This window comes from Aquimarina macrocephali (assembly GCF_051627225.1).
Classification (GTDB): domain Bacteria; phylum Bacteroidota; class Bacteroidia; order Flavobacteriales; family Flavobacteriaceae; genus Aquimarina; species Aquimarina macrocephali.
On record NZ_CP151795.1, the window covers coordinates 1,438,208 to 1,451,434 of the forward strand.

The 13,227-nt window shown below is 33.5% G+C and carries 8 protein-coding genes; 1 reads left to right on the plus strand and 7 read right to left on the minus strand.

The features are described from left to right. Nucleotides 1-5: 5 nt before the first annotated feature. The 3 genes from AAFU52_RS06470 to AAFU52_RS06480 form a co-directional block, all read right to left on the minus strand. The gene (locus tag AAFU52_RS06470; RefSeq protein WP_024768176.1) at nt 6-1,025 is read right to left on the minus strand and encodes a hypothetical protein; all 1,020 of its coding nucleotides are present in this window, start codon (nt 1,023-1,025) and stop codon (nt 6-8) included. Between the two features lie 2 nt (nt 1,026-1,027). Further along, nucleotides 1,028-2,008: an acyl transferase gene (locus tag AAFU52_RS06475; protein WP_438425893.1), complete on the minus strand. Its 981-nt coding sequence runs from the start codon at nt 2,006-2,008 to the stop codon at nt 1,028-1,030. A 118-nt stretch (nt 2,009-2,126) separates the two neighbouring features. Then, entirely contained in the window at nt 2,127-2,474 is a 348-nt protein-coding gene (locus AAFU52_RS06480) for a T9SS type A sorting domain-containing protein (protein WP_024768178.1), read from the minus strand. Nucleotides 2,475-2,843: 369 nt separating this feature from the next. Between AAFU52_RS06480 and AAFU52_RS06485 the strand changes: the two genes are divergently transcribed. After that, complete coding sequence (locus AAFU52_RS06485) at nt 2,844-4,250, plus strand: MATE family efflux transporter (protein ID WP_438425894.1); 1,407 nt, start codon at nt 2,844-2,846, stop codon at nt 4,248-4,250. Nucleotides 4,251-4,333: 83 nt separating this feature from the next. Here the strand turns inward: AAFU52_RS06485 and AAFU52_RS06490 are convergent, their stop codons facing one another. The 4 genes from AAFU52_RS06490 to AAFU52_RS06505 form a co-directional block, all read right to left on the minus strand. After that, nucleotides 4,334-5,551: a hypothetical protein gene (locus AAFU52_RS06490; protein ID WP_196909387.1), complete on the minus strand. Its 1,218-nt coding sequence runs from the start codon at nt 5,549-5,551 to the stop codon at nt 4,334-4,336. 136 nt (nt 5,552-5,687) lie between these two features. Then, complete coding sequence (locus tag AAFU52_RS06495; RefSeq protein ID WP_438425895.1) at nt 5,688-8,453, minus strand: TonB-dependent receptor domain-containing protein; 2,766 nt, start codon at nt 8,451-8,453, stop codon at nt 5,688-5,690. Nucleotides 8,454-8,968: 515 nt separating this feature from the next. Continuing rightward, nucleotides 8,969-10,297 (minus strand): hypothetical protein, encoded by a 1,329-nt coding sequence (locus tag AAFU52_RS06500; protein ID WP_438425896.1) that lies wholly within the window; start codon nt 10,295-10,297, stop codon nt 8,969-8,971. A gap of 41 nt (nt 10,298-10,338) precedes the next feature. Then, a complete protein-coding gene (locus tag AAFU52_RS06505) occupies nt 10,339-13,149 on the minus strand; it encodes a TonB-dependent receptor domain-containing protein (protein ID WP_438425897.1) in 2,811 nt (936 codons plus the stop codon). Nucleotides 13,150-13,227 lie beyond the last annotated feature (78 nt).

Here is a 13,227-nt window from a genome sequence, read left to right on the forward strand (position 1 = left end):
GAGTTTTAGGTGTTAGTTAGTACAATATGCCAATGATTTATGTTATCAAAATTTTTGGGTAATGTGCCAATAGTAAAATGTTTATTTGTGGTCTCCCATATATAATATCGTTTTCCATTCTGCACTTTATATATTCCTTTTGCCGGAATATGCAGCCCAAGAACAGAGTGCTTATAATAATCACTATTAAGAATAGCCACATCATACCCAAAATGGCTAAGAATAGCATAAATAATTACAGTTCTGGTATCGCAATCTCCTTTTAAATTTCCCATAAAACCTACAGGGTTTTGGATTCCGAAAGGAATATTACCTATACAGCAATCAGAACATTCTTCTAATATCACCCGAATAGATTCTTCATATTTTTCTGGAGACTCACAGTCATTTTCAAAAACAAAAGAGTAAGGAATATCCTGTATAAAAGTCACTACCATTTCTGCAAACTCAAATTGGTTTAGTTTATTTGTGTTTTTAATAGTAGTAAGTTCTTCGAGAATTAAGTCCAGCCTAGGCGTATCAGAAGTTACAAGATATTGATACAACTTACCCCAAGAGCCTTTTTTATGTTTTTGTACGGTATTAAGATATTCCTTTTTAGAGGAAAAGTAATCCTTTTCCCGAATCGAAAACTTTCCTTTAAAAGTATTACCATAATTATCGGTCCATTGTCTGTCCTGTCGTAATAACATTATAGAATCTCCTTCTTCAAGGGTTTTCTCACGATAAATATATTCTGAAACATCAGATTTCTGGTTTTCTATAGATACAGGAATAGCATCCAATACATGTCGTAATCCTAATAAAGATGCTAAAACAAATGTACTATACAGCATATATCGCCATTGAAAGCTTTTTTGATGACTATCTAATTTACCTAATAACCACGAAAGCAGTAATAGTAGTAATGCAAAGGCCCAGAATAAAGAAATAGGGAAAAAACCTTGTACAACACTACTACCAACCAAAGAGATTAATATAATCGCCGGAAACGAAAAACAACCTAATTTCTTTTTAATTGCCATATTTATAGCGCCATTAAATTACAGCCTCTGATATCACTATGGTCAAATCTACCAATAATTTCAAAACTCCCATTAGTATAAATTTTACCTAGGTCTTGAGTAGCGATAAAAGAACATGAATTTATATTAGCCAGATCCATAATATTTATCCCCCCTGTTTTATTCACCTCTAATTGAGTTAAAGCATCTTCAGGGTTCCTGACAGAAACTTTCATCCAGGGTGGGCAGTAAAAAAGTCCATCATTTTTAGAATACGCCTGCGATAATAACTCGGTCATCCCGTATTCACTATGAATTTGAGAAACCCCAAAACCATTTTTAAGAACTTCATGTAATTCTTCCCGAATCATTTCTTTTCTTCTCCCCTTCATCCCACCAGTTTCCATAATTATAGATGTATCGTTTAGCTGTACATTATAATTTTCAACAAGATCCAATAAAGCAAATGAAACACCCAGAAGAAGAATTTTTTTGTCTTCTGCAATAAGTTGTTGAAGGGTATCTACCAGTTTCTTAGTGTCATGTAGATAAAATCCACTCTGGGGATGATTACTATCGTTAATTAATTTTTCTGCCATATACACTAGAGAAGACCCGTCCCTTTCTAAATAAGAAGGTAGTAATGCCAATACTATATAATCGGTGATATCTCCATAGAAATGTTGAAATCCTTTTCTAAAACTTCTTTCATATACCGTAAGGTCACTAACATAATGTTTACTAGTTACATTACCTGTTGTACCGCTACTTGTAAAAATTTTATGTATCGAAGCTGTAGTACTAACAATTTTCTCTTGTTTAAAAAATTGAATGGGCAAATACGGGATATCATTAACGCATTTTACAGAAGTTTTGGCAATTCCTAAAAGATTACAAAATCTCTGATACGTTAAATTGTTGTTATATTGATAGTTAAAGATGCGTAGTGCTGATCTCTCAAAATCTGTGTCGTTCTGAATAGAAAAAATAGTATCAGCATGCATAAGGTTTGTTCAACAAATTTTGTAGAACAAAGGTATAAAAAAGACTCCCTTATTTAGCAGTGTTTTTTATAAGATAATTTAAAGTATAATTAATGAAAAACGATTATAGTTTAAAAAATTATTTAATGATAAGTTTCTTAGTAGCTTTTAATTCTCCTTCGGTAACCTTAATTACATATACACCAGGATTTAAATGGCTAATATCTAACTCTCTACCAATTAAAACTTTAAAAAGTACTTTTTCTCCTAAAACTGTGAAAATTGAAACTGTTTTGGTAAGGTCTTTAGTAGAAGTAATAGATAACATACTTCCAGCAGGTGCTGGATTAGGGTACAAACGCAATCCTTCGATTTTTATGCTCTTCGAATCTTGTGTTTTGGCCGTATCAGACTGTGCTTGAATTCCTGGAGCAAAAGAAAAGCAAATAAGACTAATACATGTAAGCAGCAAGTAGATTTTTTTCATACAAAAATTTATTTTGGGGCAATAAATATACAACATTATAATTAAAAATATTACAAATTATTAGCATACTTGTGTATAAACCACAGATTACATGGTAGTTCAGTACATAAGTTACGGTTTTCACTTACTATGCGTCTTGATTTTTATTCCTAGTCTACAAATTTAGAACTCTTACGAAGAGAAAAAAATCAAGATGAGTTACTATTTAAATTTTGTAAATCAAAAATAATGCCTGATATTTGTTTCATCATGAAGTTATAAAAGAATTATGTACATAATTGTGCACATAGAGACCTCTCGATTTAGAAGCTAAGAATTCCTTCTTCAGTACTTCTTATTTATTTTTTTAATTCATAATTCTTTATTATCATGACTCAAAAAAAACTCACACTTACCCGTATATTTTCATATTTCAAGATTGCACTTACTGGCAAAGAACAAGAATTCACTTCAGGAAGTATTCGCAGAGCAGTTTTCATGCTTTCTGTGCCTATGGTTCTCGAAATGATGATGGAATCTATATTTTTTCTTGTAGATGCTTACTATGTTTCTAGTCTTGGAGCTAATGCTATAGCCACAGTAGGATTAACAGAATCTGTACTTACTCTGGTATATGCAATTGCTATTGGGCTTAGTATGGGAGTCACTGCAATTGTTGCCCGTAGAGTGGGTGAAAAAGATATTAGTGGTGCCTCACAAACAGCAATACAATCTATACTTTTAGGAATCGTAATTGCTATAATAATTAGCGCTATTGGTATTATTTTTCCGAAAGAAATACTTGGACTCATGGGAGCCGAACCCGATCTTATTGTAGATGGATATGGTTACACCCAAGTATTATTAGGCGGAAACGTGACCATAATGCTACTGTTTTTAATCAATGCTGTATTTAGAGGTGCAGGTGATGCCTCTGTAGCAATGCGAGTATTGATCTTTTCTAATATATTAAACATCATTCTGGATCCAATTTTTATTTTCGGATTTGGTCCTGTGCCTGCTTTTGGTGTACAGGGAGCAGCAATTGCTACAACTATAGGTAGAGGTAGTGCTGTGATATTTCAACTATTAATTCTTTTTTATGGCTGGAGTAAGATCAAGGTTGCTTTTAAAGATATTGTTTTTAGAGCCGAAATTATGGGTAATCTTATCAAAGTATCTATAGGAGGGATTGGACAATTTATTATCGGAACATCTAGCTGGGTATTTTTGATGCGGATTATGGCAGAATTTGGTAGTGAAGTACTGGCAGGGTATACTATAGCTATTAGAGTATTAATGTTTACTCTAATGCCTTCCTGGGGAATGAGTAATGCTGCGGCTACATTGGTAGGTCAAAACCTAGGTGCTGCAAAGCCAGAACGTGCCGAGCAATCTGTTTGGAAAACAGGAAAATACAATGCATATTTCATGGCTATTGTATCTATATTTTACCTCTTATTTGCAGAAGCAATTATAAGAATCTTTAGCGATGAAGCATTAATCATAGAATATGGAGCCTTAAGTTTACGTGTGATTGCTGCAGGATATGTATTCTATGCGTATGGAATGGTGGTCATACAATCTTTTAACGGGGCAGGTGACACCAAGACTCCTACTATCATCAATTTCTTTTGTTTCTGGGTATTTCAACTACCATTTGCATACCTCGCTGCTTTAGTTCTGGATTGGGGTGCAATGGGGGTATTTCTTGCAATTACCTTTGCCGAAGTTTTAATCGCAGTGATTGGAATTATCTGGTTTAAAAAAGGAAAATGGAAAGAAGTAAAAGTATAGTATTCTTCCTTAATGATAACAATAAAAAAACACCCTCATGTTTTTGAGGGTGTTTCTATAATGCGGCTAATCTATTGTAATTATTATTCTTTTACAGTATAGTTGGTCCAAGCAAATTTTGAGAAATCTGCACCAACTCCAGCTTTTACTGTTACAGTACCATCGGCAGCTACAGTAATAGCATCGTTATCTGTAGTAAAAGTACCCGTAATAGTACCTCCAACTTTATCGTCACCTACATCTCCTTGTTGTATAGCATTTGTAAAAGTAACTGAACCATTTCCTTTCTTATCATCTGTATCTACTCTGTTTCCAAAAGAAGCTTTACCAACTGTTCCAAAGAAAGCATTATTAATAGTAGCTTCTGTACCTCTTCTTATTTCTGCTCCAGCTTTTAATGGAGTTATTTCAGAAAGGTTTAACACAGTAACTTTTTCGAAAGTAGGTTTAGAAACCGGAGTTGCAGCATTGTTAGAACCATTACTATCAAATTCTATACCTCTTGGATCCTCGGTAGCGTCATTAAATCCGTTTTCTCTAACTCCAAATAGATTGGTTAAAGTTCCTGTATATCCTTGAGTACCATCAAACATATCATCTTTGATATTCACACAAAGAACATTCTCTACACTTACAGTTCCACCAAAGAACTCAATACCATCATCTGCACCGTTGAAAATAGCGATGTTATTGATTGTTGTTCCGGTACCTACAGTATATAAAGAAATTCCATTAAACTCTTGATCTCCATTAATTTTGGCTCCTGTATATTCTGCAATTACATAAGTAAGAGTACCTGAGCTATCTGCGTTATCAGTACCTCCATAGTTAAGTCCTGCAACTTCAGACTCAGCAGTTGCTCCTTTGTTAGTTGGAGTTTTTCCTGCAATTACTATTCCTCCCCAGTCTCCTGGTCTTGGATTAGCTGCATCTGAAGTAAATTTTATTGGAGCAGCCGCAGTACCTTTAGCTTCAATTTTTGCTCCTTGCTCAACAGCCAAGTATACATCAGTACCTCCGGCTTTTGCTTTTACAGTTGTTCCTGCTTCTATAGTTAAAGTCTGCCCTGATTTTACAGTTAATGACCCAGTAAGAACCCAAGTCTTACTTGCTGCCAGAGTAATATCACCTGTAATATTACCTTTTAAATCTGCTTCATCTAAATCTGGATCATCCTGAGAAGCTATCGTACCATCTTTTGTGGGTTCAGAAGGAGTTGGTGCAGGAGAATCATCATCGCTAGAACAAGAAAATATTGTTGCTGCTATTACTAATATTGGTAAAAACCTTAATTTTTTCATTTTGTTTGTTTTTTGAGTTATTATTTCATTCTTAACAAAGAACCCTATAGAATCTAAACTCAGAGTAAAGGGTTCATTATGTATATGTTATATATTCTACTTTAGTTTTATCTTAAGGTAAAATGCTTTTTATATGTTAAAATTTATAGTTAAGTCCTAGTGAAAAATTTATTCCTCTTTGATAAGATCTCATAACAAATTCTTGAGGTACATCCCTTATTTGTTCAATTTTGGGATTTAAGAGGTTAGTGGCTTTGAATTTAATTCCTATTTGATCATTAAACTTTCGTTCCATAATAAAATCGAGATTAGCTACAGCTTTTTGAACAATATTATTATTGAAGTTTGACCCAATACTAAATACTTTATCGGTTTGATATGCAAATACCAAGGTTGCCAAAAACTCTTTCTTGTCATTAACACTTCTATACGTGATATCACTATTAATTAAAAGCGGTGCCGCTCCTTCTAATTCAGAGTCTTTACCCGTAATAAGAATCCCCTGATTTTCAAGTTCATCTGTATCTTTGAATTCTAAATTCGTATACATATATGTAGCATTTCCTCCAACACTTAATTTTTGAGATTTATCATCATCTGTTTCATTTTTATATATGTTCTTTTTAACCTCAATTTCAATTCCTGCTATGGTAGCATCTCCTAAATTAGCATATGTAAAGTTCCTGTCTGCTGCAGATATACGTTCTATTCTATTGATTGCGTCGTTAACTTGTTTACCAAATACTGAAGCTGATATCAATTCATCACTTTGTGGATATATTTCCCATTTTAAATCGATATTATAATTATCTGATGGTTTCAATTCGGGATTTCCAGATTCTAAATAATCAATTCCTTCATATACAAATGGTGCCACTTCCTTAAATTGAGGATATGTATAGGTTTGACTTGCTGAGAGACGAAGTATATTTTTTTCGTTGATGTTATATTTTAAGTTAAGAGAAGGAAGAAAATAAGTTTCATCTATATCTAATGGTCCTCCATTATCTCTATCTGAATTTGTAAGATTAGTAAACCATTCTACCTCCATTTTTACATCTTCAAATCTCCCTCCTACACTGGCATAAAACTTTTCAGAAAACTTATAATCTATACCTAATGCAACAATGTTCATAGCCTTATTAGCATCATATGTAAAAGGGTCAAGAGCATTTTCTCCAAAACCAAAACCAGTTGTAAACCTAAAGACATCATTATCCAGTGCTGCCTGGTTTAAAGTAGCTTCCAGGTTGTTAGGATCAATAACTATAGTACTAGGTAAATTATAATCGAAATAAATGGCTTCAAAATCCCTTGTTGTATTTCTAAAATTATATGCAAGAGTTATTTTTCCTTTATTTTCATCTTTCGCTCTTCCCCCAAAATATCTTGTTATTGTTGCTTTGGCATTAAGATCATCTTCTTTAAGATTATGATAATAACGACTGTTATTTCTAGGTGTACCAGACGCCAAACGAATTATATCCTCATCGGTATTAATGATAAAAATATTTCTCTTCCTATTAGGCTCATCATTCTTTACCAAATTATAAGAAACCCCCAAATCAATATCAAAAGATTTCCCTATTTCATGTTTTGAAATAAGTTGATTAACATACAATAGGTTTTGATTCTGAGTTTGCTGTACTACTCGTGCAAGTTCACCATCGGTATCTGCAACATCTGGTTTTGTTCCTAAATAATCCTGAACTTTTTGACTATTTGAGTGTACTAAAAATGTATTATAAGATATGTCATTGGATAAATTTATTTTATATTTAAAATTACCCATTGCCACCTTGCTATTAGAGTAGTCAAATTCTTCGGCACTCGTATAACTACTTCCAAAAGTACCATCGTTGTTAAAGTTTATTGAACTACCATCTTTATAGTTATATCCATTACTTAAAGAACCTACTAAGAACATGGATAGCGAGCTTTCGTCTCCAAAATTATATTTCTTTCCCCAATCTAAAGAAACACCAAGGTTTAAGGGCACAATTCCTGATTTATTTGGTGCTAAGTTATCATCAAAAGCATATACTGTTAAGTCTGTTATTTTTGGATCTGTATGATCAGCTATTCCAATCCAATTAGCACCATCTATTGTTTTAAAGTCTTTATTTTCTACTGCTTGAGAATTTACTCCGCTGGACACACTTACTTTAAAACCGCTTTTACCTTCAAAAATCTTACTGTTAATATTTATATTCGCACCTCCAACATCTCCATTCTGGTTATTAGAAAAGGCCTTACTTACCCCTAAATTTTGTATAATATCTGTAGGAAATAAGTCTAAAGAAATATTTTTATATCTAGGATCGTTTGATGGTAACGGAAGATTATTTAAGGTTGTACTATTATATCTGTCGCCAAGTCCTCTAACATAAACTTTATTAGAACCTTCTTGTTTTGCTACTCCTGATATTTTGGCAGCTGCAGCTGTTGCATCGCTCACTCCTTTTCGCGAAAGCTCTTCTGCACCAATTTTTTGTTCAATTTGAACAGCATTTTTCTGCTCTATTAAAAGGGCTTCTTCGCGTTCACGATTAGTAACTACTTTTATCACAACTTCTTCTAGTGCTGCTGCTGTAGCTCCCATAGTAGCATCTACCACCGCTACTTTATCTGCTTCTACTACTACATTAGGTATTTCTACCGTTTGATATCCTGTAAAACTAAACAGTAATGTATATGTCCCTACAGGAACTCCCGTAATCTCATATAATCCATCAAAATCTGTAGACGCTCCTTTGGCAGTACCTCCTACAATTACATTAGCAAAAGGAAGAGGTTGATTGTTTGATTCTTTATCTAATAATTTTCCGGCAATAGTCCCGGTTTCTTGTGCAAAAATAGCTCCTACAAAAAATAGCGCTAGTACTGTAAATGTTTGTCTCATTATATGTTTTCAAAATCTAATACAAATAAATACGGTTTTACAGTAATTGATTTTACCCCACTATTATGGTTAGTTTAAGGGAATGTGATGTAGGAAAAACGAAAAAAAAGGTGACACCTGTAGGGTTATTGAGAGAATTTACACCTAGTATTTATGCTATTAAATTGCCAATAAACTACTGAATCATAAGGTATACTCGAATCAAATAAGGCATACTGATCTATATCATATTTTGAGCCTCAAATATTAACGGCGATACAAAATCTATTTTTTATAAATTATTAGAGAATTGTTATGAAGGTGTTAAACCGAGTAAATTTATAGAATCTGCCTTAACATTGAGATAAAACACCATAGCTAAATATGAGATTCTAAGATTAGTTTTCTTTACGTTTTTAATCTTTCAACTTGATTATTACCTATTTGTAAATTGTTTATTCTGGAATACACTAAAAAAAGAAGCCTGGCAATTAGCCAAGCTTCTATAATTCAAATACTTAATATGGGATATTATATTATAAACGAGTCCAATCTGATGTCCAGGTATCGCTCTCTTGTAATGCTCCGGCATAGTTAGCAGCATCAAAGAATGCTCCTAATGTAGAAGGGTCAAAATTATCTACACCATCTACCGCAGCAGTATACGTATAGGTTCCTCTTACACCAGTAATTTCAAAACCGGTTGGTATAGCAGTACCTGCACTATTAAATGGAGCACCAGAACCATCTATCGTAAAATTATTAAAAGTTGCAAAATCTGCCAAATCCACAGTTGCACCACCATGATCCAAATCAAATGATTTTGCATTATCGATGATAGAATTTTTAACAATTACTTCATTATTATTAAGATTGATCAATGTTTGATCATCATCAACTTCAATTCCTTTTCCTGGGAATGCTTTGATTATAGCATTGTACATTGTTACTTTGGTTCCTGCTCTAAATTCAATTCCTTTATTTTCGCCATCACCATCTTCTGCACCGATTAGCGTAATATTAGATAAAGTAGGGTTAGAGAATGGAGCAGCATCAGGAGTAGAAGACAAATTATCTGCTTCGATTCCTTTATCTCCTGCAGCAGAAGTTTGCTGTGCGATCCAGAATTGCCCATTTCCTATCCATCCATCTGTCCAATCAAAAGAATCATCTCCCGCACCAGTTACAATAGCATATTTTAAATTTACGGTTCCGCCAAAAAATTCTACTCCATCATCATTTCCATTAAAAGCCTGGATATATTCTAAAGTAGTTCCATTACCAACACCATATAATGAAAGTCCGTTATATTCTGCATCATCATTAATTTTTCCTCCTGTATATTCTAATCGCACATAACGCAATATTCCCGAGTTATCTGCCGGATCAGTCCCTCCATAAGTAAGGTTTGCAACTTCTGTAGTTGCTGTAGTTCCTCTATTGATAGGAGCTTTACCAGCCAATAATAATCCTCCCCAATCTCCAGGATTAGGAGTAGATTTATTAGAGGTAAATACGATAGGTTGTGCTGCAGTACCTTCTGCAATAATTTTTGCTCCTTGCTCGATAGCTAAATATGAGAATACTCCTCCTACATCACCTGCGATAATTTTTGTTCCAGCTTCGATAGTTAATGTCACTCCATCTACCACTGATACACCTCCTCTTAACTCGTATACTTCGCTTGATTTTAACGTAGCATTTTGTGTAATCTGACCTTCTAATATTTCGGTTCCAGAAGTATCTCCTCCAGAACCTCCCTGGTTGATTGTGATATCTCCAATATTATCTTCCTGTATAGTACAAGCACTAAATAAAACTGCTGTTCCTATTAATATTCCCGTAAATAATTTTTTAGTTTTCATTTTATATAATGATTAATTTTAGTTGTGTTTTCCGTTTATAATTAAAGTTTAAAAGTAACTCCAAGGCTAAAGTTGATTCCATTATCAAATTTGTAGGTAGTAAACTCTTGACCTAAGTCTTCTTGATCCTGATATCGTTCTATAGATGGGTTTAATAAATTTTTAGCTTTAAGACTTATTTCAATATGCTTTCCTATCTCATCTTTAAAATTAAAGTTTAGCACTCCGAATCCTTTTTCAAAAATATCTCCTACTCCATTTCCACCAGCAGAATACACTCGATCTCCAAAAATGTTAAAATCCAAAGCTGAAGTAATTTTGTGATTCCCAAATTCTTTGGCATACACTACATCTGCATTTACCAGAAAAGGAGAAGCACCTTGTAATTGTCTTTCTACATTAGTTGGAGCAATATTAGACCCATTAAACGTTGTAATTGTTGGGTCAATTTCTACCTGTGTATACATTATTGTAGTATTAACACCAAAGTTTAGGCTGTTCCAGATTGTTTCTTCTACTTTAAAAAGATTACCCAGATTCTTTCTATATTCTAATTCTGCTCCAAAGATTACAGCATTATCAGAATTGATAAATGTATTTACATTTGAAGCTGATGCCACATATACTTTTTCGATTGGGTTTTCGATATATTTACCAAATAATGTGGCTGCTACCAATTCGCCAGTCTGCTCGGGAAAATGTTCCCATTTGATATCAACATTATAGTTATCAGAATTACTAAGAATAGTATTTCCCAGAGTGGCTTCAGTAACATCTTCGTCTAAGAAAGGTGCTATTTCTGTAAATTTTGGCAGTGTAACTGTTTTACTAGCTGCAAAACGAAGGTTTGATGTTGAGTTTAATTCATATTTTAAACTTATACTAGGCAGGATAAACGTTTCATCAATCTTTTGTGTTTTAAAAGGAGACGTTTCTAAATCCTGTTGTTCTCTATAAAATATATTTTGCTCAAACAATTCTGCACGAACACCTCCATTGAAGGTTAATTTCTCTGTGAATGCATATTGTAAATTTGCATACCCTGCAATGGTTAATAAATCTGCTTCGTAAATTCTTGTTGGATTAAGATTTTCTAAAACAACATACTCTCCACTAAGGAAATTAGTTTCGTTTAGTACTGCATCCGGATTCTTAAAATCTACATTTTGATTTACAAGACTATTAAGATTATAGTTTAACTGATTAGATTCAAAATCTCTATCTTTTGATCTTGCTGCCAATCCAAGGGTAAGTGCGTTTTTAAAGTTATCATCTTCATCCTTTCCAAAATTAATATCAAAATCAATCTTACCAGAATAATCATTTTCATTTAATTCCTGATAAAAACGTTGATTGTTTGCCAAATCCGGACTTGTCCGATTTCCTAAAACAAGATTTCCATTTTGTAACTCTGTAAACACCAATTGACGTCTGTCTGGTATTAGGCCCTTAGCTTTATTATAAGCAACTCCCCAATTTAGCTCATATTTCCCTTCGTTAAACCTATGTTCTCCCGTAAGTTGTTGTGTAAACAGGTTATTTTGCTCATAGGTTCCTCTTCTAAGACGAATACCAACATCTGTATCTTCACTACTTACACCATCTGTAAATTCTCTGAGTTCATCTTCGGTATCATTAACAAATAAGGTAGTCGCAAGAATTTTATTATTACTATTCCATCGGTATCCTAAACTTCCTAATAACGTAGTGTTAGTAAAATATTCATATCGATCTACATTTTTAAAATTTCCTAATCCAGTAATACTTTCTCCCTGAGAGTTAAAAGCAGCTTGGTTACCTCCCAAAGCAGTTCTATGGTTTTGACTAAACGATCCAGTCACCAATACATCTAATTTCTGATCTTCTGCAATTGTGAAGGTTTTACCCCCTGTAATACTCATGCCTCCATCTGGAGCATTAAATTTTTTAACAGGATTAAAAGAAGTACTAAAAGGATAGTAATCTATTTCTGTACTATTGTAATTGTAGTTCGGGATGTCTAAGAAAACAGGAACTCTCCTTGATCCATCATCTAATCCCCATTCATCGTATTGCCCACCATTAAGTAAGAAAAAATCATTACTAACAGCATTAGAATTTACTCCCGAACTAAAACCAACTTCTAAAAAACCTTTTCCAGGACGATCTTTGGTATCTATATTTACACTTGCTCCTGCAAAATCACCATAGATATCTGGAGAATACGTTTTATAAATCCCTAAATTCTCAACTATATCGGTCGGAAATATACCAAGATCAATAAGTTTTAACTTTGGATTTAATGATGGGATAGGTAATCCATTTAAATAGGCATTGTTATAACGATCTCCTAATCCACGAACATATAATTTATCGCTCTGCCTAGAAATACCTGTTGCTTTAGTTAAGCCTGTAGCAACATCACTAACTCCTTTTTTAGAAAGTTCTTGCGCTCCTATCTTTTGCTGAATAGTTACCGCATTTTTTTGTTCTAATAAAATAGCTGCTTCAGATTCCTTTTTGGTGGTAGTTTTAATTATAACTTCGTCTAATGCAGCTGCACTTGCTGCTATGGCTGTATTGACTGTAGTGGTTTCATTTGATTTTACGATTACATCTTTAATGTCTAAAGTTTCATACCCTACAAAACTAAACTCTAGTACATATGTTCCTGGCTCCAGGTTTTCAATAGTATATAAACCATCAAAATCTGTAGTCGTTCCTTTGGTTGTTCCTTTAATTAATACATTAGCAAAAGGTAAAGGTTGATTATTAGATTCCTTGTCTAACAATGTTCCGGTAATCGAACCGGTTTCTTGCGCGAAGAGTATTCCTACAAAAAATAACGCAAAAAGTGTAACAATTTTTCTCATTTAACTTGTTCTGAAATTCCCGGCAAAGAACGACAGGCAGTGTTAAATCAGTGTTATTCAAAAATTAATTGTGTATCA

Bases quoted from the DNA above. Each gene is read 5' to 3' on its own strand.
- AAFU52_RS06490 (WP_196909387.1), bottom strand. From the start codon at position 5,551: ATGAAAAAATTAAGGTTTTTACCAATATTAGTAATAGCAGCAACAATA.
- AAFU52_RS06500 (WP_438425896.1), bottom strand. From the start codon at position 10,297: ATGAAAACTAAAAAATTATTTACGGGAATATTAATAGGAACAGCAGTT.
- AAFU52_RS06505 (WP_438425897.1), bottom strand. From the start codon at position 13,149: ATGAGAAAAATTGTTACACTTTTTGCGTTATTTTTTGTAGGAATACTC.
- AAFU52_RS06470 (WP_024768176.1), bottom strand. From the start codon at position 1,025: ATGGCAATTAAAAAGAAATTAGGTTGTTTTTCGTTTCCGGCGATTATA.
- AAFU52_RS06475 (WP_438425893.1), bottom strand. From the start codon at position 2,008: ATGCATGCTGATACTATTTTTTCTATTCAGAACGACACAGATTTTGAG.
- AAFU52_RS06495 (WP_438425895.1), bottom strand. From the start codon at position 8,453: ATGAGACAAACATTTACAGTACTAGCGCTATTTTTTGTAGGAGCTATT.
- AAFU52_RS06480 (WP_024768178.1), bottom strand. From the start codon at position 2,474: ATGAAAAAAATCTACTTGCTGCTTACATGTATTAGTCTTATTTGCTTT.
- AAFU52_RS06485 (WP_438425894.1), top strand. From the start codon at position 2,844: ATGACTCAAAAAAAACTCACACTTACCCGTATATTTTCATATTTCAAG.